This is a genomic window from Lysinibacillus antri, from assembly GCF_003977595.1.
Classification (GTDB): Bacteria; Bacillota; Bacilli; order Bacillales_A; family Planococcaceae; genus Ureibacillus; species Ureibacillus antri.
The window spans coordinates 55,387-77,504 of the sequence record NZ_RYYR01000014.1; the positions used below are offsets into that span (position 1 = coordinate 55,387).

The following is a 22,118-nucleotide window of genomic DNA, read 5'->3' on the forward strand; positions in this document are numbered from 1 at the left end:
AGAATAAACAATAATCCAGTTTAAATTAATATATTAATATATTTCCAACTAAAAAGAAAAAGAGTAGCCTCATAAATTCGAGGTTACTCCTTTCCTTTTATTGTGCTTCATTTTCAACGCTAGACTGTAATTTGTCCGGACTTTTTGCACGTTTTAAGAAAAATGACAGGATTAATGGAATTAAAGTAATGAATGTTGCTATTAAAAATGAGTATTGAATTCCATCTAGTAACGCCTGTTGTGTTATTTGTCCTTTTAACGTTGCAATTTGTTCTTCTGTCATTGGTCCTGTTGCTGAATTTTGAGCCTCTTTTGCTAATGTTTCAGCAGATGATGTTGTACGTGCATTCATCACTGCGATTAGAATTGCAGTACCGATTGAACCTGCAACTTGTTGAATCGTATTGTTTGCTGCAGTACCATGAGGGTTTAATTGCATTGGTAACGAATTTAAGCCGTTTGTCATAATCGGCATCATTATTAATGAGATCCCAATCATACGAATTGTATAGATTGAAATAATAAATAAATACGTTGAATTAACATCTAACGTAGATAAATAGAACGTTGCAACTGCCGTAATGAAGAGCCCTATTACTGCTAAAATTCTTGGGCCATATTTATCAAACAATTTCCCTGTAATTGGTGACATCACCGCCATAACAATTGCACCTGGTAACATCATTAATCCAGACTCAAACGGGTCAATCCCACGAACTTGTTGGACGTATGCAGGTGTTAAAATCATCCCACCCATCATGGCCATAGAGTTCACGGCACTAATAACGGCTGATAATGCAAACATTGGTGATTTAAAGATTTCCATACTTAGGACTGGTGTTTCTAATTTTAATTGACGAACGACAAATGCTACTACACCAATAACCCCAACAATTGTTGTTGTAAGTACAATCGGATCTGTCCAACCATCATTCCCAGCTGTACTGAAACCATACAAAATCCCACCGAATCCAATTGAGGATAGCACTAGTGAGAAATAATCTAATGTAACTTTTCGATTAGGTAATACATTCTGTAATTTCCAAATACCTAACAATAAGCTAATAATGGCAATCGGTAAAATCATCTCGAAAAGTACTCGCCAATCATAATGCTCAACAATCCATCCAGATAATGTCGGTCCAATGGCAGGAGCACTAATCATAACTAAACCGAATATTCCCATCGCAGCTCCACGCTTCTCTACAGGGAAACTAATTAACATCACATTCATTAAAATCGGACCCATTACGGAAGATCCAACTGCTTGTATCATACGACCCGCTAGTAACATCCCAAAGTTAGGCGCAATGGCAGCAAATAATGTGCCGATCGTAAAAATTGCCATAGCAAAGATAAATAATGGTCTTGTTTTAAAGCGTGTTATTAAGAACGCCGATGCAGGAATTAACACCCCACTTACGAGCATATAGCCAGTGGCAAGCCATTGAATAGTTGAATAGGTTACCCCTAAGTCTTCCATCATGGTAGGAAGTGCAACATTTAATAATGTATTGTTTAAAAAAGCAACAAAAGCACCCACAAATAAGATGGCAATCATTAAATACGGGGGCTTTTGTACTGTCTGTGCAGTATTCATATTTATTTATTTCACTCGCTCTCATTAAATTCGTTTCTATACTCGAAATTCATTTTATACCCATAGTCTATTTTTTTCAACATAAAAGTAGCTTCATAGAAAAAAAGTTGAATTGAAAATGCTTACAACATTAAACTAGTGGTATAATTATTTCATACAAAAGTAAAAAAGGTGAAAATATGAATAAAAGAAAACGTCAGATTATCCATGCTGCGCGTCAGCTTTTTATCGATAAAGGTTTTAACGATACGTCTATAATGGATATTATTTCGGCTGCACATATCTCCAAAGGCACTTTTTATAATCACTTCGCTTCCAAAAATGAATGCTTAATTGCGATCTTGGAAGAAACTCGAGAAGAAGCATTAAGTCAACGTTATGAAATCGCAATTAATGAAGACCGTTCAAATATTGACATACTTATCAAGCAAATTGCACTTATCGCTTATGTAAACCGAAAACGAAATGTCGTTCAAATTTTTGAGTCACTCGCAGGAAACGCTGATAAGGAATTAAAAGCATTACTTGAAAAACATATAATCCTTGAAATCAGTTGGCTGGCAAATCGACTGGTTGATGTATATGGGGAAAAAATTCGAGATATTTCCTTTGAATGTGCTGTCCATATAATTGGCATGATGCAACAATCATTACGTATTATCGCGATGGCAACAAAGCAATTTGGTTCTCCAGAAGAAGTAATTAAAGTCGTCATGAATCATATCGATGCCATTATTGAACGTCAGCTCATTAAGAAAGAAATCATTATTACGCCAGAAATTGTTCAGTCACTACAACTTAAAGTAGATCTTCGGATAGTTTCAAAAGAGATGCTAGTCAATCAATTAGAAGGCTTTAAAGAAAAGCTTACTGAAAACGACCCAGAAAGCGGAATTGAATACACGGATTATCTAATAAAGGAGCTACAGTCGAATAATGACAGTCTTTATATACTAGAAGCAATTTTACAAGCCTTTATTAGAAGTTTTAAATCAACAACACACGAACACGAAGTACACGAAATCTCCATTGCTTTTTGGCGTTATTTGCATATGAAGAAGGAAAACTCGTAAACCATACTAAAGGAGACGTCCGAAAAGTCATTTTTGGACGTCTCCTTTGCGACGAGGATTGTGACAATTTATTGTTACTACCGCAGGAGCAAAGCTTTTTAGCGCTATTTTATTATTAGAAGCGTAGATGTCCAGAAAGTGTAGTGCTTTCTGGACATCCCCCTTTTTTATCAACTCATATTTGCATCATCTTGTTGTTTTTCCTTATTACTTTCAATCCCTTTATCAAAGTCCTCAGAAAATTCCGTTTGTGTGACAAGATTATGCTTCGGCGTCATGGTTGTATGTTCCATTTCATTTTCAAATAGATGATCGACCAAATATTTATGGTAATAAAACTCCCCACCTGCAATGAACAATGATGACAATAAAGCCGCTGAGAATACTGAAATGTCTGGATCAAACAATAACGCCCCTAAAGCCCATATGACTAAAAAGGCAAGCACTAAATCACCGGCTGTAGCGGAGACTCCTCCGATTTTCGGCAAGAGAACCTTATCACCAACAAATGCAACTAAAGTTAAAACAACACTTATGATTAGTGTATTGATCAGTGATACGCCAAAATAAAATGTTAACACTAACAATAAAACACCAAATGTTATGGCAAACTTTATAAGAATCGCCTTAGTGTTCTTCAAATGTAATCCTTCCTTCCATTTCTTTATGTAGTAGTTTTTCCTGAATGAATTGCTTCATACTGTAAATAAAGAAATTGGACTGAATTTCATTAAATGTTTAGCTACTTTCCATATGCAAATACTGTTGTAGATACGATTTATTACGGAAATAACGTAAAAGCTAAAGTTATTGAGTGAACGCGTTCTTAATGGAGACTTGGATGCCTATATGCAAGTCATCGAAGAAATGGACCCACTAAATGATTTAAGCGAATTTGGTAGTGGCTTTGAAATTGGCTGTAATGATGCATCCACGATCTTTGTTCAATTTGATGTCCATTCGAAAAGCATAATTCCTACCAACGAAAAAACATTAACAAAGGCTGGCAATCTCTCGGTTAAGAAATTCACCAAAACAAAGTATTACGATTTGCAACAAGACTATGTATGTAGTTGTATGATCCGCATTGCACGTGATCTTTTTGCCTTATTACCAATCCACACAACGTATGTCCATGCCTATGATGAACAACTAAACACGGAAACCGGGCATATTGAGAGATATTGCATTGTTTCCGCCAAATTTGACCGCGCAACATTTGAAACATTAAACTTTGCTTTCATTGATCCGTCAGATGCTTTAAATAATTTTAAGCACAATATGAAATTCCGTAAGACACTGGGGTTTGCAGCGATAAATGAATTAACAGATGCGGATTAGCACTTCAGCAGGTACAATCTTTTTAAATACCATACCGATTTACCAATTAAGATGTTAGAATATTCAATATATGGATTGCTATTATTGGGGGTATGGAGATGACAAATATTTATAAAGCCGCGGATCTTATCCAAGTGATAACCGAGGGAAAAACACCACCGAATTGTGATTTAACGTTACAAATCGAAGCTACCTATGCTGAGAATGGCATTGCACGTGGATTATGGAAAGTGGATGAAAAATTTATCAACGGAAAAGGAATCGCAATGGGTGGATATGTATCGTCAGCTGCGGATATTATTATGGCCTACGCGATTTCATCTACACTAGAAGCACAGCAGACTTTTGCTTCGATAGATCTTCATACAACTTTTCATCGACCAGTCCTTCAAGGTGATGTATTAGTGGAAGCAAAGGTTGATCGAAAAGGAAACAAAATCGCCTATATCGTTGCCGAGTTATTTCAAAATGAAAAAAAAGTGGCGAGTGTCGTTTCCTCTGTCATGATTATTCCAGATTAACTAAATTTAGCCCAACTTCTCAATGAAATGAGAAATTGGGCTTTCTTCTATTAAGTAAGTTCTAAGAATAATAGACTTGGTGTTTCAATAAGTTCTTTAAATCGATTTGTAAAGGCTACCGCAGTTCCTCCATCGGCAACTCGATGATCAAAGGACATGGAAATATTCATCATGGATCGAATGACAATTTCATCATGTTCATTTACAACTGGCATCTTCTTTGTCTTATGGAATGCCATCAATCCCGTTTCTGGATAATTAATAATTGGCGTTGCTCCGATACTTCCCATTGGTCCAACATTGCTAATGGTAAACGTACTACCAGTCATCTCATTGACCGTCAGCTTACCATCCTGCGCTTTTTTCGTAAGCCCTTTCATTTCTTCGTGAATTTGTTTTAATGATTTGTGCCTCACATTCCTTAAAACCGGAACAACAAGACCGTGATCAGTATCTGTAGCAAGACCGATATGAACCACTTTTTCTAAACGAATTACTTCATTTTCTTCATCTAATTTCGCATTGAAAATCGGGAAATCCTTTAATGCAATTGCTAACGCTTTGATAAAAAAAGCCACTACAGAAATTGAAACGTTTGCTGATTTTAATTCATGACGAAACGCTAACAAATTGGTCATATCAATTTCTTCAAAATGGGTAACATGAGGTATTGTATATAAAGATTTTGTCATTTTCTTCGCAATTTGTTTTCGAATCCCTCTGAATGGGATTACGTCAGCCTCATCTGTTACTACACTCGGTTGACTTTCAACAGGCATTAGTTCGGGGGCTATTTCCTGTTGCTTCAAATAGTGATATATATCTTCCTCAAGTACCCTTCCTGCACGACCAGTTCCTTTTACTAACGTAATGTCCACATCATGTTCTCGTGCAATTTTTCTTGTATAGGGTGAAGCTATGACAACACCAATTTTACTTTTTGGAGCTACCTGCATTGTCATACTTTTCGGCTTAATTTTCTCTAGCTCTATATCTAATGACGCAATCTCCATCTTATCATTTTGAATTTTTCTTGATACTCCCTCTTCTTCAATGATTAATACGGTCGTTCCTACTGTAATGGTTGTGCCGATTTCAATGAGTATATCTTTTACAACACCTGCTACAGGCGATGGCAACTCGGCAACCATCTTTTCTGTTTGTATTTCAACTAATGGCTGATCAACGGAAACTGTATCACCTTTTTTTACGAAGTACGTGAGAATTTCCCCTTCATGAATCCCTTCACCCACATCATATAATTTAACTTCAACCACTTTTCCACCCCCTAGAAGTACATGACATCTTCAATTGCTTTCATTACCCGTGCTGGCGTCGGTAAATAGTGATCCTCTAATGCAAAAAATGGTACATGAACATCTGCACCTGTTACTCGCTGAATAGGTGATTTCATATATAAAAAGGATGTATCATTAATAATTGATACAATATCATTTCCTAACCCGCCAGTAGCATGGGCTTCATGAACAATGACACATCGCCCAGTTTTTTGGACAGATTCAGCAATGATCTCTTTATCAATCGGGTAAAGTGTGCGTAAGTCAATCACGTCACAGCTTATGCCACTTTTTTCAGCTTCTTCAGCCGCCTTTTCAATGACTGGCATCATAGCGCCCCACCCAATTAAAGTAACATCATCACCATTTTTTCGTTTGATACCCTTTCCGATCTCAATGGTATATTTCCCCTTAGGAACTTCTCCACGAACAGAACGATACAATTTTAATGATTCCATAAATAACACTGGGTCTGGGTCTTCAATTGCCGCTATTAACAACCCTTTCGCATCATATGGTGTAGACGGACAAACGACTTTTATGCCCGGCATATGTGTAAATAATGCCTCCGTACTATCCGAATGAATTTCCGGAGCCCGCACCCCTGCTCCATATGGCGTACGTATTACTAAAGGAACAGTCAATGCTCCCTTTGTTCGGTAACGCATTCTAGCAGCATGGGTCATAATTTGTTCGTAGGCAGGATAGATAAACCCCATAAATTGAATTTCAGCAATTGGGCGTAACCCATTCATCGCCATTCCAATCGAAGTGCCGATTATTCCAGCTTCACTTAATGGCGTATCCATCACACGAAACTCGCTAAATTCTTCTTGAAGTCCATCTGTCGCACGGAATACACCACCATTTTTCCCTACATCTTCACCCAACACTAAAATGTCTTCATGGTCCCTCATCATCGTACGCATTCCATCTGTAATCGCCTGAATTAATGTCAATGATTGCATTATGCTTCACCTCGCAAATGTTTAAGATACGCATCCTTTTGCTCCTGAATTGTCCATGTCGGTTGGGCAAAAATGTAATCAAACATATCGTTTACATCTGGTTTTGGCATCGCTTCCATATCTATAACTGCTTGATTAATTTCCTGTTCAACTTCTTCTTGTACTTTCTGAACCCATTCTTCATTCCAATGTCCGTAATTTTTCATAAACCTCTCTAGACGAGTAATCGGATCATATTCACGACGCTTTTCACTTTCTTCTTGATCTCGGTATTTTGTCGGATCATCAGCCGTTGTATGTGCACCATATCGCCATGTTACCGCCTCAATTAAGGTTGGACCTTCACCATTTCGCGCCCGTTCTAATGCCTTCATCGTTTCAAAGTAGACGATAAAAATATCATTTCCATCAATTCTTACACCCGGAATATTGTATGCAACTGCCTTTTGCGCAATGGTTGGTGAATTCATTTGCTTCCAAATAGGAACTGAAATCGCATAACTATTATTTTGATTGAAAAATACAACTGGTGCCTTTACCACACTGGCGAAGTTCATCCCTTCATGAAAATCCCCCTCTGATGTGGCACCATCACCAAAGTAGCAAATCACCGCATTTGATGTGCCCTTATACTTCTCGGCCATCGCTGTGCCAGTCGCTAATGGTAGTTGAGTTGCAATTGGTACAGAAGGTGGAACAATGCGCTTACCCTTTGGCGGTACTCCTCCTTCAAAACGTCCGTTCCAATAGGAAAGAATCGTAGGAAGAGAATGGCCAAATGTAATACTAGCTGCATGATCTCGATAAGTCGGATACATCCAATCATCTTTTTGTAATGCTAAAGCACTTCCGACTTGGGCAGCCTCTTGCCCCTCAAACAATGCATATGTCCCAATCCGCCCTTGACGTTGTAGGTTTTTTGCTTTTCTATCAAAAGCTCTTACTCTTATAAGATGCCGGTAGAATGTTAAAACTAAATCCTGAGATATTTTACTTTCGTAGCCTTCTAGAACTAACTCTCCATTATGGTCAACAACTTGTTGTAATGGAAATTGTTGTTCATATCCCATTTAGTTCACCTCAATTTATTTGGTCTTATTTGAATTTTTAATTAATTATAAAGTTTTCCGGGAATCGGCTACATAACAAAAAGAATGAATTTTCGAGCAATAATTAACATCGTGAATTAATTTTTATGTTTTTATTTACACTTTGATTTTATGCCAATTCAAAATATACTGAGGTCTATTGTGCGAGTTTAATATTTGGGGTATGAAGAACACTTCTATTGATTTTCTCCATGTTCTTGTCCTTCATTTGGCTTATGAAGAACACTATTATTGATTTTCCCCACGGTTTTGTCCTTCATCCCGGTTATGAACACCTCTTCCACTAATTTTTCTGGCTATTTGGGAGTTCATCGGGCTTATGAACACCTCTTCCACTAATTTTTCTGGCTATTTGGGGGTTCATTGGGCTTATGAACACCTCTTCCACTAATTTTTCCAGCTATTTGGGGGTTCATCGGGCTTATGAACACCTCTTCCACTAATTTTTCTGGCTATTTGGGGGTTCATTGGGCTTATGAACACCTCTTCCACTAATTTTTCTGGCTATTTGGGAGTTCATCGGGCTTATGAACACCTCTTCCACTAATTTTTCTGGCTATTTGGGGGTTCATCGGGCTTATGAACACCTCTTCCACTAACTTTTCCGGCTATTTGGGGGTTCATCGGGCTTATGAACACCTCTTCCACTAATTTTTCCAGCTATTTGGGGGTTCATCGGGCTTATGAACACCTCTTCTATCAACTTTTCCGGCGATATAGCAAAAAAGAAAAATCGACTTTCTTTAAATAGCAAAAGTCGATTTCTTACACACTATTCATTTTTATCCTCCATAGAGGGAAGAATCTTTTTATTGGAAATTGGGGATTTCAGTACAATGGATGAATTAATATTTCCATATTTTAATAGCTCATCACTTAATCTACGCAGGTGCTCCATATCATTCACCGCGACCTTCAACAGATAATCTACTACCCCCGTGATTCGATGACACTCTAAGATATCCGGATGGTCAACTATCATATTTTCAAATTCAGCGTAAGGAACCTTTACCTGACTTACCTGAATAAATAATAAAAGATCGCGACCTACTTTTGGAGGCGGTACAATTGCGCTAATCCTTGAAATAACGCCTTTTTCCATAAGTCTTGTAAGCCGTTCCGTCACACTAGGGCGACTCAAAGATAAAGCTTTAGATAGTTCACTCACCGTAATCCTTCCATCGTTCTGCAAAATATCTAATAGTTGTATGTCAATATTATCCATCGTTTTCCCTCCCTTCTATTACTTTTATATTGGCCATTCCTTACAATTAGAACCTCCGAACGAAACACCCTTATGTAAGCGTATACAATTATAACTCTATATTAGATAATACCATCCTTCTATAAACCTAGTAAACTTTGGGAATTAACATATAGCCTATGTACTCTATAAAATTATTAGTTATTAAAAAAAATTACGTATAAATAATGAAATTCTAGTTAAAGATGGTGATAGACGAATAGAATTTTGAAGGAGTGCGATATTTGTGCCAATAAAATCGATTTCAGAAAGGTTAAGGACATTTGAAACTGAGGGAGAAGTCTTTTATTTTGATGAACACATGGTAAAGGACAACTTCTTAATTGCAAAGATACAAGACCGTTTAAGCAATATTAAAACGCTTAGACTGTACTTTAAAACGATAGGAGATGCGGGTTACTTTGAAATTGCCGTCATTAATTCATTTTCCGATGACGCAATTAACCAAATTATTAGCAACATATATGCCTTATATCAAGTTAAAGGAAAAGGCGCTTTTTTAGAATGCTTATATGAGGAAGCAGGTAGTTTCTGTACAACGGTAGATCTATCAAATATACAAGAGGCCAAAAGATTCCGAGAAGCAATTGCTACAAAAATTGCGAATGTTTCCTCTCATCTAGCATCTTAGAAAATAGCAAGGTAGATAATGCATTTTGCCCTAAAAAAGACCACTCAGTTTTGAAGTGGTCTTTTACTTTTGGAAAATTTACTCGCTAATTTTGAATTCTTTAATCATATCGTTTAGTTCCTCTGATAATTTAGAGAGCGATTCTGCGCTAGCTGCAATCTCTTGCATGGACGCGTTTTGTTGTTGGGCTGTGGCAACACTCATTTCAATTCCTGCAGCTGCTTCTTCTGATGCTGAAGCAATTTCTGTGACAGAAAGACTCACTTTGCTCGCGTTTACTGAACTTTTCGCAACACTGGAAGAAATCGTTTGAATCCGCTCCATTACCTCTACTATTGCTTGATTAATTGATTTAAAACTTTCTCTACTAACATGTATTTGTTTATGCCCAGTCTTCACTTTTTGATCCCCAGCTTCTAATGCATCCACCATCGATTTTGTATCTTCTTGTACGCCATTAATAATTTCCGTAATTTCACTTACCGACTCCCCAACTTGCTCAGCTAATTTTCTTACCTCATCTGCAACAACCGAAAATCCTCTACCCGACTCTCCTGCCCTAGCCGCTTCGATGGCCGCATTCAAAGCAAGTAGATTGGTTTGTGCGGCGATATTTTGTATGACGACAATTAGTTTAGAAATTTCCTCCGAACGCTTTTCCAATCCTTTAATCTTTTCAACGGATTCTGTTACGATCGTTGTAATTTCATTCATCAGTTTAACGGATTGATCCATCTCTGCTTTCCCACTATTTGAAATTTGATAAACAGCTCTTGAAGAATTCTCCAATGCTTTCCCATCTTCATTTGACTTAGAAAGTTCATTACTTAAATCTTCTATTAAACTCGAAACTTCAATGGAAGAGCTAGCTTGTTCTTCTGCTCCTGCTGACAATTGTTCCATCGTAGCAGCCACTTGATCTGCCCCAGTTTTCACTTCATTTGCGGATTGCATTAATTCCAAGCTTTGAGCACTCACGGTTTGAGATATACCTTGAATGCTACCTACCATTTGTCTTAACTTATCAAGCATCTTCTCTGCAGCAGAGGCTAATTGACCAATTTCATCCTGTCGTTGAAGATTCAATTCTTCCACTTGTAAATTTCCTGTTGCGACTTGTTGCAAAAGATTTACAAGCTGATGGACTGGCTTCGTAATACTACGAATTAGAAGATACCCAAATATAAATATAATAACAAGACATACACTAATGCTGATAAATGAAATAATCATAGAATTTCGATTTTCCTTATGGATTAACTCTACCGTACTTAATGCAGAAGCTTCTAAATCCTGTTGAATTAAATCAATATAATTCCGTGTCTCTTCAAAAGTATTTCTTACATTTTCAATTTGTGAAGAAATGTTCTGTAAGTTATTAGGTTTTAAAAGTTGCGCAGACATATTTCCCCATAAGGCTAAACTATCAAAAAAATTATTAAAGTAAGTGGCGATTTGATCATTCTTTAATCCATTATCTGCAAGCAAGATAATCTTCGCCTCTTCCATTCTTTCCTGGACTTGTTGTAGATTTTTTTCATAATCTTCTATAAACGCATCCCCATTTCCTAACTGTAGCTGCTGATCTATTTGAAAACTAATCAAGGCTTGGTCAGCTTGATAAAAGTCCCGATCTGCATTTAATAGATAAAAAGTTGAATTATACAACTCATCATATAATTCTTTTTCAAGATTTTTTGAAGATGCATTTGAATTTTGAATTAAAATGGTATTACTAACCAATATAGCTAAAGCCATCAATATTAATATAGAGTATAGCTTTGTACTCAATTTTCGATTTTGGATCCAATTCCTCATACTCTCCCCCCAATGTACCTACTTACATCCCCTTTATATACATAAGTTCTAGTTTCTTTTAAATGTGAACTTATCACCGCCTTTTGTAACTATCTGAAAAGTCTGTCTATTTACCATTAATTATAACCTAAAGATACTTAAGTGTAATATATTGTAAATAATTTTTATGAATATTTTTAGAAGTTTACTATATCCTTCACGTCACTCTAAGCATAAAAAAGAAACTTCATTAAACTTCCAGCATAGGCATACACTGAAATATCTTTTAGGCTTGTACGTATAATTTCTTTGTTGTTATAGGGAGTTTACCAACTATATTTCCTTAAGGTTAATAGCCTAGCAATTTTCATGTTGAAGAGAAGAGAGGAATTTTAAAATGCTTCAATTATCGTTATTTATTCTTATGATTGGCTTGTTTTTATTGGGGATGTTTTTACTTAGGAAGGGGCTTTTTGATCTTTCTTCCAAGAAACTAGAAAAATCACTTGTCACTTTAACGAATAAACCATGGAAAGGCCTTTTACTTGGAATTGTTGTAACCTCCATACTACAAAGTAGCTCTGCTGTATCCATTATCACAATTGGACTAGTTGCTGCAAAGGTTTTAACTTTTTCGCAATCGATTGGTGTAATTTTAGGTGCAAATATTGGAACAACGGTGACAGCTGAGCTAATTACATTAAATATCGATTCGTTCATCCTTCCAATCGCGATTATAGGAGCCATTCTCTTTTTATTTAAGAATAAAACTATGCGAAACTCTGGTTTAGCGTTAATCGGAATAGCTGCAATTTTTGGAGCCATGTGGGGATTTGAAAAATTGGCAACACCTTTAAGAGGACTAGCCTATATCGACAAAATTCTCCTCATGCTAGATGGAAACCTATTCTATGCTGTCGTAGCCGGAGCTTTAATCGCTGCATTCATTCAATCAAGTACAGCCACAACTGGCATCATGATGGGATTTCTTGCAGCAGGAAGCATGAATTTAGATACAAGTGTGGCCATTGTTCTTGGGGCAAATATTGGGACATGTTTGGATGCATGGCTTGCTTCATTAGGCTCTGGTAGACAAGGCAAACTTACTGCCTATGCTCATATATGGCTAAATGTGTTGGGGGTAGGCATTTTCTATCCATTCATAGGCCTGTTAGCAACAATTGGCACTCATTTATCCAAATACCCCGATGTACAACTGGCGCATATTAGTGTCATTTTTAACGTAGCAAGTTCGTTAATGATTCTTCCATTCACAAAACAATTTGCAAACTTCATAGAGAGAGTTCATGGCAGGAAATAAACCTCATTTCAACTCAGTAAATGGGATAGATGGATGATAACAAGGAAAGCTAACCATTTATCCCCTTGCTATTACTAGGATACAAAGAAATGAAAAAGAAGCTCCCCACAAGTTTTCACAACTCATGAGAAGCTTCTATTGAAGATCCAATAAAACCGAATGTGATTCTTCTTACTTCTCCAGAACACATAAACTGTACCCGCTTACGAAACTCCCCATTATTAAACTTATTCAGAGACAGCAACTTCCCCCATAGAAATTAAACCCTACATCACTTCCAAAAGAACAAACAGCAAACTTATTTAACTATCCAAATGAATCATTATCACTCTCCCATTTTCCACTCTATACCCTTCCTTATGTTTCCATGTATTGATGTTTTAGAAATTCTTTAAAATATCATAACGATCAAGAGGAGTATTCAACTATGAAAAAAAGCAAAAAATTGTTAGTCATTCTAATGGGATTAGGATTCTTTATCAGTTTTCTCCCAAACTGCAATATTGTTATGGGTAAAAGCGAATACAAACGAATCGTTGCATTTGGAGATAGCAACACGCAAGGCTCCAATTGGAATTTATATAAATATAACGAGAAAACAAAATGGGTAAATCAAATTGGACAAACAGTTAGCGTTCACAATGCAGGGATTGCGGGTGAAACAACAGAAGATGCGAAGAGAAGATTCCAAAAAGACGTGTTAGATAAAAAGCCCGAAGTAGTTACCATCATGTTTGGAACAAACGATGCTGTCTTAACAAGTAAAACGCAAGCAAAGGTAAGTAAAACGCAATTTGAAAAGAATCTAAATTATTTCGTTACAACATTAAAAAAACAAGGGACTCAAGTTATCTTAATGACAACCATTCCAGTCGTTGAACAAAAGTTTTATCAACGACATGATAAACAGTTATACAGTCAACACAAAGGAGTGAGAGCATTCCAAAACGATTACAATGACATTGTACGAAAAGTAGCAAAAGAGCAAAATGTACCTTTAGTAGATATTTATAGAACAATCGTTGAAAAGGCACATGGTTCTTCAGACAAATCATTAATGTCATCTGGATTGATTGATCAAACAGGAACACATTTCACGCCAAATGGTGCAAACGTAATCTACCAAGAAGTGAAAGAACAATTAGAAGTAATCGATGAAATGATTCGCATACACGAATTGTCACAGAAGCAATAAAAAATAGTCTTTTGCGTAAAAGACTGTCTGGTTATAAGTCGTTAATCTTTTATAAAATCGCTTTTTCAACTTTTCATACTGTATAATTCTATTGCGTATTAACTTTAGATCCTTCTTTGAAATACGATTCATGTCTTACTCGAACAAATCATGTATAGAGTTGGTCATAGTGATGGTCAAATCAAAAATGCTTACCTTTACGTAACCCAAAATGAAATAAAAAGCTTCCTACAAGTTTCTATAACTTATGAGAAGCTTCTATATACTACATTGATTAACTATTTTCTTACCTATAAAATTAGATATTTTTAGCAAGTACTTCATAAACTTAAAGCCCATAGTTAGCCATTCTTCCAATAATCGCCTTTAAAAACGCATTCTAAATACTTTATTGGTAAGTGGATATAGAAATTTAACCCCTTTTTTCGTTGACATATCTCCTACAATATGTGAAAGATAAGCTATCGTGGAAATAAGAGCCAAACTGTCCACTCCCGTACTGATTTGCAACAGATAGGACATATACCACCAATAAGCTAATGCCCAAATCGTATGTGTTGGTCCTCGGTGTGGAAACCACCCTGCTCCCCCTATGTATAGGGCAAACATAACCAACCACCACAACTCATCCGTAATTGCATAGTATAGAAGGAATAAACTTAAGATGCTCATTAGAATATTTTTCAAAGTTTCCTGGCTCTTCAGGGAAAGGCCTATAATGATTGCTCCACACCCAAACAGGAGAAGTTTATTTTGTTGAGTAAACCATTTTCCATCTAGGGAAGACAAGAAATTTACATCTAAAAAGTATGTAACTAAGGACAGGACCATTAATGCCACACCGATAAATATCCCACGTTTTTTTATTAGTTTAGCTGTATTAGTTATACGTTTATTTAACAGATTATTTCCGTCTAAATCAGGCGCAAGGGAAGCTATGCCTGACGCAACTAAAATGACGGGTATCATTTCAAGTGGTTGGCTAACAGATGCCACCGCTCCTATTCCTAACCCTATTGTTAAATGAGTTCGCCCTTTCATGTAGCCACCTCTTTGTTGTTATGTCTCTTTTTCTATCGGAGGTTATCACGAACCTATAAAAATAAAAAAAGAAGTTTCCCTCTTTAATAATACAAGATAAAGGTAATACAATAAATGAAAAAAGAAGCCCCCCACAAGTTTAGTCAACTTATGAGAAGCTTCTAGATTATCCTCTATGTTAGCAAATCACTTTCACCTTACATACAAACCCAAGCGTATCAAGGGTTGGTGGCACTTATTACATCATGCCGCCCATTCCGCCCATGCCACTCATATCTGGCATTGCTGGAGCTGGTTCTGGAATGTCTGCTACTACTGCTTCAGTTGTTAAGAATAGAGCAGCTACAGATGCAGCGTTTTGAAGAGCTGAACGCGTTACTTTCGCTGGGTCAACTACACCTGCTTCGATCATGTTTACCCATTCGCCGTTAGCCGCGTTGAATCCGATACCAGCTTCTTCGCGTTTTAAGCGGTCCACGATAATTGAACCTTCAAGACCTGCGTTGTTTGCGATTTGACGAACTGGTTCTTCAAGAGCACGTAGAACGATGCGTACACCTGTCGCCACGTCGCCTTCAACTGTTTCTAATACTTTTTCAACTGCGCCGTATACGTTTAGAAGTGCAGTACCACCACCGGATACGATCCCTTCTTCAACTGCAGCACGAGTTGAGTTTAATGCGTCTTCAATACGAAGTTTACGCTCTTTTAATTCTGTTTCTGTTGCAGCACCAACTTTGATTACTGCTACACCGCCAGCTAATTTAGCAAGGCGTTCTTGTAATTTTTCTTTATCGAATTCAGAAGTCGTTTCAGCAATTTGAGCACGGATTTGGTTTACGCGGCTTTCAATTGCATCGCTATTTCCAGTACCTTCAACGATTGTTGTGTAGTCTTTTGAAACTACAACTTTACCAGCACGACCTAAAGAAGTAACGTCAGCTGTTTTTAATTCTAAACCAAGGTCTGCAGTAATTACTTGACCACCAGTTAGGATCGCGATGTCTTCAAGCATTGCTTTACGACGATCACCAAATCCTGGCGCTTTTACTGCTACTACGTTGAATGTACCACGTAATTTATTTAATACTAAAGTTGCTAAAGCTTCACCTTCAACATCTTCCGCAATAATTAATAATGGACGACCTTGTTGTACAACTTGCTCTAATAATGGAAGGATTTCTTGGATGCTTGAAATCTTTTTGTCTGTAATTAAGATATAAGGGTTGTCTAATACAGCTTCCATTTTATCTGTATCTGTTACCATGTAGTGAGATGAATAGCCACGGTCAAATTGCATACCTTCTACAACATCTAACTCCGTAGTGAACCCTTTAGATTCTTCAATTGTAATAACACCGTCAGTTCCTACACGTTCCATCGCGTTTGCAATGAATTCTCCAACTTCTTCATCTGAAGCTGAGATTGCTGCAACTTGTGCAATGGCTTCTTTGTTTTCTACTGGACGAGAAATTGCTTGTAATTCTTCAATTGCAGTAGCAACCGCTTTGTCCATACCTTTACGGATTCCTACTGGGTTAGCACCAGCAGTTACGTTTTTAAGACCTTCACGAATCATCGCTTGTGCTAAAACTGTTGCAGTAGTTGTACCGTCACCAGCGATTTCGTTTGTTTTAGATGCTACTTCAGCCACAAGCTTAGCACCCATGTTTTCATAAGCATTTTCAAGTTCGATTTCTTTTGCAATTGTCACACCATCATTTGTAATTAATGGTGAACCGAATTTCTTTTCTAGGACTACGTTACGGCCTTTTGGACCTAATGTAACCTTTACAGCGTTTGCTAATTTATCCACACCTTGAAGCATTAGTGCACGAGCTTCTTCAGAAAATTTAATATCTTTTGCCATTGTTGCTTACCTCCAGTTTTTTTCTATTAAAAATCAAAAGTAGCATGAGAGCGTCAAACAATCCATATTATGTATAGACGCCCTTTTTGATGATATTTTAAAATTGATTAGCCGATAATTGCTAATACGTCGTTTTCACGTAAAATTAAATACTCTTTACCTTCATATTTCACTTCTGTGCCTGAATATTTAGAGAAGATGATAGAATCGCCTTCTTTTACATCAAGCTCGACACGTGTGCCGTTATCTAGTACACGACCTGTTCCCACAGCAACAACTTTACCTTCTTGTGGTTTTTCTTTTGCTGAATCTGGAAGGACAATTCCGAATGCAGATTTTTCTTCCACCTCAACTAGTTCGATAATGATACGATCACCTAATGGTCTTAACAAGTGAAACAACCTCCTACAAATTTTAGTTTGTATTAATTAGTAACTTTATTAGCACTCACTTCATATGAGTGCTAACACAATTATTATAATAATGAATTAAATCTTGTTTTGCAAGCAAGAAGCATAAAAAAATTTTGTTTTCTTTCCAAATTCAACTACAATAGAGTTTAGTTGTTAAATGCTACTATCCTTCCATATTTCGCCTGTGATAGTGTAGCTACTTATTCTATGTTTTAAACTCCATTTTTAGAAAGGGTTTTTTTAAATTGAGTACCTTAACTAAACTTCAAACGCAAAAGACTGCCTTTTACGTTTTAATTACTTACGTTATATTTCAAGTATCTGGTTTTATATTAGTTATTCCACCAATAAGGGAGTTTTTCCTTCAATTTATTCATGAAGACGGGATAAATTCTGGAATTGCTTTAGCCGCTTGGTGGTCTAGCATGACGGCAGGAATCGCGTTTATTGTTTGTTTAATATTGATTAATAGAAATAAAAACTTTTGGAATGTATTTAATGGAGAGAAAGCATCCATTCTGGTTTCAATTGGTTGGGGGATTATCGGGTTTTTCCTTGTTTACTTTGGTCAAATTATTGGCGCATACATTGAAGCAGCCCTTGGGATTAAAGCAGGCTCAGAAAATACCGAAACGATTATGTTAGTAACTGAGGTTGCGCCCATTATGATGCTAGCAACTGTGTTTTTCGGTCCTATTTTAGAGGAGTTTGTGTTTAGACGTGTCGTTTTTGGCTCTTTAATTCAAACACAAAGTTTTTGGGTTGCCGGGCTTATTAGTTCGATTATTTTTGCAGCAATCCATTTAGATTTTACCCATATTATTTTATATACAATTAGTGGTTTCGTTTTTGCATTCCTTTACTATAAAACGAAGCGAATACTTACTTCGATCATTGCACACATGTTGTTAAATGGGGTTCTGACAATCCTTACATTAAATATAGATAAACTCCAACAAATTTCCGATCAGCTAACAAAGTAATACTATGCTATGAAAAATGGATTAGTACAAATCGCGATACGGTTTGTACTAATTTTTTTGTTCATTTTCTTACTTGTTACAATCTTTATTCACTATTCATTTTGAATCGATTGACAGAACATGGTATTCTTAATTTACCCTTTTACTATAAAACACCACTATTTTACCCCTTTAAACAAAAATTCTACTTTTATTTAAAGTAATTATCTACCAAAGAAAGGAGTGCTTTTTAATTTGAAAGCACAATCAATGATTTTTACACTCTTTGGCGATTATATTTGTCATTACGGTTCTAAAATTTGGATCGGTAGTTTAATTCGATTATTAAAAGAATTTGGTCATAATGAACAAACAGTCCGCGTTGCCGTATCTCGTATGGTAAAGCAAGGTTGGCTTCGATCTGAAAAGAAAAGTAATAAAAGCTACTATTATTTAACTGAGCGTGGCGAACAACGTATTCAAGAAGCAGGAAATCGTATCTTTAAATTAAAACCGAATAAATGGGACGGAAAATGGCTTATCTTTATGTATACGATTCCAGAAGAGGATCGCCATATTCGAGATGAGCTCCGTCGAGAATTGCACTGGAGTGGTTTTGGCTCTTTCTCAAACGGTTGTTGGATTTCCCCAAATAATTTAGGAAATGAAGCAAACATTCTTATTCAAAAATACGGAATAGAAGAATATGTTGAGCTTTTTGAAGCGGATTATTTTGGACCAAAAGATGAACAACAACTTGTTAAAAAAAGCTGGGATTTAGATACTATCGAAAAACGTTACGAAGAATTTATCGATGAATATAGTAAGAAGTTTATTGTCCACCAAAGCATTATTGCTCAAGGGGAGATGTCCGAGGCAGAGTGTTTTGTTGAACGTTCGAAGCTTGTCCATGAATACCGTAAATTCCTATTTATCGACCCAGGTCTACCGAACGAATTATTACCACAAATGTGGAGCGGCAACCATGCAGCACTATTATTCAAGCAATATTATAAAATATTAGCAGAACCTGCAAGTCGTTTCTTTGAACAAATCTTCGAAAAAGATAATGACCTGCAAAAGAAAGACTCGTTGTATGATGCACAGCACCACCCGTTTATGACAGATCTAAAAAGTTAAAAAAGGGAGCGTTCGAAAATCACTTTTCGGATGCTCCCTTTACGTTAGTTATATTCATTATATACAAGTGCTAATTGTTCACGCATTTCCTTCATCATACTGTTAATGAGCTCTTCTACGGTTGGCAAATGGTCAATTAAACCCGCAATTTGCCCACTATTCATATAACCTTCCTCACCGTTACCATCAATTGCCCCTTTAATATGATAGGGTTCACTTGTTTTTTCATTATATTGGTCTAATGTAATTCCCTCTTTTTCATACGCTAATACTTTCTGTGCATACGTATCTCGCAACACTCTTCGTACTTGATTTACAGAGCGGCCAAGTACCATTGTCTCCTGATCGCTTGCATTCAGTAAACGTTCTTTGTAATAAGAATGAACTGGCATCTCTTTCGTTGCAATAAACCGTGTACCCATTTGAACACCCGATGCACCTAACAATAAGGCTGCTGCTAATCCTCTTCCATCTCCAATGCCACCAGCTGCCACAACTGGAATAGATACAGCTTTTGTGATTTGTGGAATGAGCGTCATTGTCGTTAACTCTAAATTTGAATTAATGCCCGCAGCTTCAAACCCTTCTGCAACTAATACATCTGCACCTGCTTCTTCTGCCTTTTGTGCATGTTTTACCGCTGCCACCACAACAATTACTTTAATTCCAGCTTCGTGTAACTTTTTGATAAAAGGTGCTGGATTTCCCGCTGATAATGAAACGACCGGTACTTTATGTGTAATAGCTAAATCTACTAATTCCTTCGAGTAAGGATTAACGTTAATTGGGATATTAATTGCAAATGGCTTTGATGTTTTACCTTTTGTTTCGATAATTAATGTTTCTACTTCCTGGGGAGACATTACCCCACTGCCAATTGTACCAAGACCACCAGCATTACTTACTGCAGATGTAATACTAGCATTGCTAATATTGCCCATTCCTCCTTGGATAATTGGATATTGAATATCTAACAAACTACATAAATGTTTCATAGAATACACCCCTCTTAGGAAATATGATATACTATTTTTAGAAAAATTAAAATATTACAATAAAGGAGTTTTGCCCTTGCTAGTTCCATATTTAGATAAAAATCCGATTGTCGATGATTCTGTTTTCGTTGCACCAGGCGCCTATATCATTGGGGATGTGACAATTGGTGCCCAGTCAACTGTTTGGTTCAATGCTGTACTTCGTGGGGATGAAGATCGCATTCAGATCGGTCAACGATGTAGTATACAAGATAACTCAACAATTCATCACTTTGAAGGTGCACCAGTTATTATTGAAGATGAAGTTACAGTCGGTCATCAAGTTGTTTTACACGGTTGTAAAATAGGAAAACGTTCAATTATTGGAATGGGTTCTGTCATACTAGATCATGTCGAAATTGGTGAAGAATGCATTATCGGGGCCAATACACTTCTTACACAAGGTACAAAAATTCCACCGCGCTCTTTAGTCGTCGGTTCTCCTGGTAAAGTTGTACGCCAAATTACAGAAAAAGATTTAGAACTCATCCAACTTTCAATTGATACGTATGTGCAAAAAGGGGTTCAATTTAAAGAAACTTTCTCTAAATAACACTATGTATCCTAAGCATTGCAAAAATCCGATCTATAATAATTAATTTCCGTTAAATAGAATCAGAAACTATTAAGTATGTTTCTGATTCTATAAAAAGTTTCTATCTCTTACTTCCCTTTAAAATTAGGGGCTCTTTTTTCACTAAATGCCTGCAATGCCTCTAATCGATCCTCTGTCGGAATAACCACTTGGTAAGCTTCTGTTTCAATTTCAAGCCCCGTAGCCAAGTCCGTATTCATTCCTTTTGTAATGGCGTATTTTGCTTGTCTTACTGCAATAGGACCATTTTTTATAATGGCATTTGCCAATTCTTCACTAGCCGATATTACTTCTTCTACCGGAGTCACTTTTAAAATAATCCCTTCAGCAAGCGCTTCAGTAGCAGTTAATTTTTTGGCTGTAAAAATCATTTCCTTTGCCTTCATTTCACCGACTAGACGCGGTAAACGTTGCGTACCACCAGCTCCTGGTATGATTGCCCAGCTCGTTTCGGTTAAGCCTAATTTTGCATGTTCTGCGGCAATGGCAAAGTCACATGCTAATAACCATTCAAAACCACCACCAAGGGCATGACCATTTACTGCGGCAATAGTTGGTTGTGGTAATTCTGCGATACTATTAAAGACATCTCGGATTGCCTTCACATTCCGCTTAACTTGTTCTTCATTTAATGATTTTCGTTCTTTTAAATCTGCCCCAGCACTAAATGCCTTTGTTCCTGCACCAGTGAAGATGACAACTCGAATATCATCGCTTTTAGCAATTTCATCGACTTTTTGTTGTAAGGTGGATAATGTTTCATAATCAAAACAATTTAACACTTCCGGACGATTAACGGTCACGTAAGCAATATGGTTCTTTACTTCAAATAATACGACTGCCATCGATTGAATACCTCCTATTTAAAGTCATAAAGGGGATGTCTAGAAAGCACTCAACTTTCTGGACATCTACGTTTCTAATAATAAAATACCGCTAAAAAGC

At 36.7% G+C, this 22,118-nt stretch carries 21 protein-coding genes; 9 read left to right on the forward strand and 12 right to left on the reverse strand.

The genetic code is table 11. The annotated features are described in order from the left end of the window. Nucleotides 1–97: 97 nt before the first annotated feature. Nucleotides 98–1,600, reverse strand: coding sequence for a DHA2 family efflux MFS transporter permease subunit (locus EK386_RS11595; RefSeq protein WP_126659332.1), 1,503 nt, complete (start codon nt 1,598–1,600; stop codon nt 98–100). Between the two features lie 179 nt (nt 1,601–1,779). Here EK386_RS11595 and EK386_RS11600 point away from each other — a divergent pair, with 179 nt between their 5' ends. Further along, nucleotides 1,780–2,673, forward strand: a complete 894-nt coding sequence (locus EK386_RS11600) for a TetR/AcrR family transcriptional regulator (protein ID WP_126659333.1) — start codon at nt 1,780–1,782, stop codon at nt 2,671–2,673. A 170-nt stretch (nt 2,674–2,843) separates the two neighbouring features. Here the strand turns inward: EK386_RS11600 and EK386_RS11605 are convergent, their stop codons facing one another. Continuing rightward, nucleotides 2,844–3,314 carry a YndM family protein gene (locus tag EK386_RS11605; protein WP_158674418.1) on the reverse strand — a complete coding sequence of 157 codons (471 nt, stop codon included), beginning with the start codon at nt 3,312–3,314 and terminating at the stop codon, nt 2,844–2,846. Nucleotides 3,315–3,483: 169 nt separating this feature from the next. On the opposite strand from EK386_RS11605, the gene EK386_RS11610 reads away from it, so the two are divergent. After that, a complete protein-coding gene (locus tag EK386_RS11610) occupies nt 3,484–4,014 on the forward strand; it encodes a hypothetical protein (protein WP_126659335.1) in 531 nt (176 codons plus the stop codon). 98 nt (nt 4,015–4,112) lie between these two features. Then, nucleotides 4,113–4,535, forward strand: coding sequence for a PaaI family thioesterase (locus tag EK386_RS11615; protein WP_126659336.1), 423 nt, complete (start codon nt 4,113–4,115; stop codon nt 4,533–4,535). Between the two features lie 50 nt (nt 4,536–4,585). Here EK386_RS11615 and EK386_RS11620 read toward each other — a convergent pair whose 3' ends face one another. The 4 genes from EK386_RS11620 to EK386_RS11635 all read right to left on the reverse strand — a co-directional run bounded on the left by EK386_RS11620 (nt 4,586) and on the right by EK386_RS11635 (nt 9,135). Then, complete coding sequence (locus EK386_RS11620; RefSeq protein WP_126659337.1) at nt 4,586–5,812, reverse strand: dihydrolipoamide acetyltransferase family protein; 1,227 nt, start codon at nt 5,810–5,812, stop codon at nt 4,586–4,588. Nucleotides 5,813–5,823: 11 nt separating this feature from the next. Continuing rightward, the gene (locus EK386_RS11625; RefSeq protein WP_126659338.1) at nt 5,824–6,801 is read right to left on the reverse strand and encodes an alpha-ketoacid dehydrogenase subunit beta; all 978 of its coding nucleotides are present in this window, start codon (nt 6,799–6,801) and stop codon (nt 5,824–5,826) included. Next, nucleotides 6,801–7,871: a pyruvate dehydrogenase (acetyl-transferring) E1 component subunit alpha gene (gene pdhA, locus EK386_RS11630; RefSeq protein ID WP_126659339.1), complete on the reverse strand. Its 1,071-nt coding sequence runs from the start codon at nt 7,869–7,871 to the stop codon at nt 6,801–6,803. The genes EK386_RS11625 and pdhA overlap by 1 nt, the downstream gene beginning before the upstream one ends. A gap of 811 nt (nt 7,872–8,682) precedes the next feature. Continuing rightward, nucleotides 8,683–9,135 carry an Lrp/AsnC family transcriptional regulator gene (locus EK386_RS11635; RefSeq protein ID WP_126659340.1) on the reverse strand — a complete coding sequence of 151 codons (453 nt, stop codon included), beginning with the start codon at nt 9,133–9,135 and terminating at the stop codon, nt 8,683–8,685. A 265-nt stretch (nt 9,136–9,400) separates the two neighbouring features. Here EK386_RS11635 and EK386_RS11640 point away from each other — a divergent pair, with 265 nt between their 5' ends. Continuing rightward, nucleotides 9,401–9,805, forward strand: a complete 405-nt coding sequence (locus EK386_RS11640) for a hypothetical protein (protein WP_126659341.1) — start codon at nt 9,401–9,403, stop codon at nt 9,803–9,805. A gap of 78 nt (nt 9,806–9,883) precedes the next feature. Here EK386_RS11640 and EK386_RS11645 read toward each other — a convergent pair whose 3' ends face one another. After that, on the reverse strand, nt 9,884–11,623 hold the full coding sequence (locus EK386_RS11645) for a methyl-accepting chemotaxis protein (protein ID WP_126659342.1): 1,740 nt from the start codon (nt 11,621–11,623) through the stop codon (nt 9,884–9,886). 376 nt (nt 11,624–11,999) lie between these two features. Between EK386_RS11645 and EK386_RS11650 the strand changes: the two genes are divergently transcribed. Next, nucleotides 12,000–12,923: a Na/Pi symporter gene (locus EK386_RS11650; protein ID WP_126659343.1), complete on the forward strand. Its 924-nt coding sequence runs from the start codon at nt 12,000–12,002 to the stop codon at nt 12,921–12,923. Between the two features lie 427 nt (nt 12,924–13,350). Further along, nucleotides 13,351–14,118: an SGNH/GDSL hydrolase family protein gene (locus tag EK386_RS11655; RefSeq protein WP_126659344.1), complete on the forward strand. Its 768-nt coding sequence runs from the start codon at nt 13,351–13,353 to the stop codon at nt 14,116–14,118. A gap of 366 nt (nt 14,119–14,484) precedes the next feature. Here the strand turns inward: EK386_RS11655 and EK386_RS11660 are convergent, their stop codons facing one another. The 3 genes from EK386_RS11660 to groES all read right to left on the reverse strand — a co-directional run bounded on the left by EK386_RS11660 (nt 14,485) and on the right by groES (nt 17,421). Next, a complete protein-coding gene (locus EK386_RS11660; RefSeq protein ID WP_126659345.1) occupies nt 14,485–15,159 on the reverse strand; it encodes a metal-dependent hydrolase in 675 nt (224 codons plus the stop codon). Nucleotides 15,160–15,397: 238 nt separating this feature from the next. Next, nucleotides 15,398–17,029 carry a chaperonin GroEL gene (groL, locus tag EK386_RS11665; RefSeq protein ID WP_126659346.1) on the reverse strand — a complete coding sequence of 544 codons (1,632 nt, stop codon included), beginning with the start codon at nt 17,027–17,029 and terminating at the stop codon, nt 15,398–15,400. Nucleotides 17,030–17,136: 107 nt separating this feature from the next. Continuing rightward, on the reverse strand, nt 17,137–17,421 hold the full coding sequence (gene groES / locus EK386_RS11670; RefSeq protein ID WP_126659347.1) for a co-chaperone GroES: 285 nt from the start codon (nt 17,419–17,421) through the stop codon (nt 17,137–17,139). Between the two features lie 266 nt (nt 17,422–17,687). Here groES and EK386_RS11675 point away from each other — a divergent pair, with 266 nt between their 5' ends. Together EK386_RS11675 and paaX are read left to right on the forward strand one after the other, a co-directional pair. Continuing rightward, nucleotides 17,688–18,425, forward strand: coding sequence for a CPBP family intramembrane glutamic endopeptidase (locus EK386_RS11675; protein WP_126659348.1), 738 nt, complete (start codon nt 17,688–17,690; stop codon nt 18,423–18,425). 249 nt (nt 18,426–18,674) lie between these two features. Further along, a complete protein-coding gene (paaX, locus tag EK386_RS11680) occupies nt 18,675–19,544 on the forward strand; it encodes a phenylacetic acid degradation operon negative regulatory protein PaaX (protein WP_126659384.1) in 870 nt (289 codons plus the stop codon). Nucleotides 19,545–19,588: 44 nt separating this feature from the next. On the opposite strand, the gene EK386_RS11685 is transcribed toward paaX, so the two are convergent. Beyond that, nucleotides 19,589–20,539 (reverse strand): NAD(P)H-dependent flavin oxidoreductase, encoded by a 951-nt coding sequence (locus EK386_RS11685; protein ID WP_126659349.1) that lies wholly within the window; start codon nt 20,537–20,539, stop codon nt 19,589–19,591. Nucleotides 20,540–20,615: 76 nt separating this feature from the next. On the opposite strand from EK386_RS11685, the gene EK386_RS11690 reads away from it, so the two are divergent. Continuing rightward, nucleotides 20,616–21,131: a gamma carbonic anhydrase family protein gene (locus EK386_RS11690; protein ID WP_126659350.1), complete on the forward strand. Its 516-nt coding sequence runs from the start codon at nt 20,616–20,618 to the stop codon at nt 21,129–21,131. A gap of 110 nt (nt 21,132–21,241) precedes the next feature. On the opposite strand, the gene EK386_RS11695 is transcribed toward EK386_RS11690, so the two are convergent. Further along, entirely contained in the window at nt 21,242–22,018 is a 777-nt protein-coding gene (locus tag EK386_RS11695) for an enoyl-CoA hydratase-related protein (RefSeq protein WP_126659351.1), read from the reverse strand. Nucleotides 22,019–22,118 lie beyond the last annotated feature (100 nt).

Bases quoted from the DNA above. Each gene is read 5' to 3' on its own strand.
- EK386_RS11595 (WP_126659332.1), bottom strand. From the start codon at position 1,600: ATGAATACTGCACAGACAGTACAAAAGCCCCCGTATTTAATGATTGCC.
- EK386_RS11600 (WP_126659333.1), top strand. From the start codon at position 1,780: ATGAATAAAAGAAAACGTCAGATTATCCATGCTGCGCGTCAGCTTTTT.
- EK386_RS11615 (WP_126659336.1), top strand. From the start codon at position 4,113: ATGACAAATATTTATAAAGCCGCGGATCTTATCCAAGTGATAACCGAG.
- EK386_RS11625 (WP_126659338.1), bottom strand. From the start codon at position 6,801: ATGCAATCATTGACATTAATTCAGGCGATTACAGATGGAATGCGTACG.
- pdhA (WP_126659339.1), bottom strand. From the start codon at position 7,871: ATGGGATATGAACAACAATTTCCATTACAACAAGTTGTTGACCATAAT.
- EK386_RS11635 (WP_126659340.1), bottom strand. From the start codon at position 9,135: ATGGATAATATTGACATACAACTATTAGATATTTTGCAGAACGATGGA.
- EK386_RS11645 (WP_126659342.1), bottom strand. From the start codon at position 11,623: ATGAGGAATTGGATCCAAAATCGAAAATTGAGTACAAAGCTATACTCT.
- EK386_RS11650 (WP_126659343.1), top strand. From the start codon at position 12,000: ATGCTTCAATTATCGTTATTTATTCTTATGATTGGCTTGTTTTTATTG.
- EK386_RS11655 (WP_126659344.1), top strand. From the start codon at position 13,351: ATGAAAAAAAGCAAAAAATTGTTAGTCATTCTAATGGGATTAGGATTC.
- EK386_RS11660 (WP_126659345.1), bottom strand. From the start codon at position 15,159: ATGAAAGGGCGAACTCATTTAACAATAGGGTTAGGAATAGGAGCGGTG.
- groL (WP_126659346.1), bottom strand. From the start codon at position 17,029: ATGGCAAAAGATATTAAATTTTCTGAAGAAGCTCGTGCACTAATGCTT.
- paaX (WP_126659384.1), top strand. From the start codon at position 18,675: ATGATTTTTACACTCTTTGGCGATTATATTTGTCATTACGGTTCTAAA.
- EK386_RS11685 (WP_126659349.1), bottom strand. From the start codon at position 20,539: ATGAAACATTTATGTAGTTTGTTAGATATTCAATATCCAATTATCCAA.
- EK386_RS11695 (WP_126659351.1), bottom strand. From the start codon at position 22,018: ATGGCAGTCGTATTATTTGAAGTAAAGAACCATATTGCTTACGTGACC.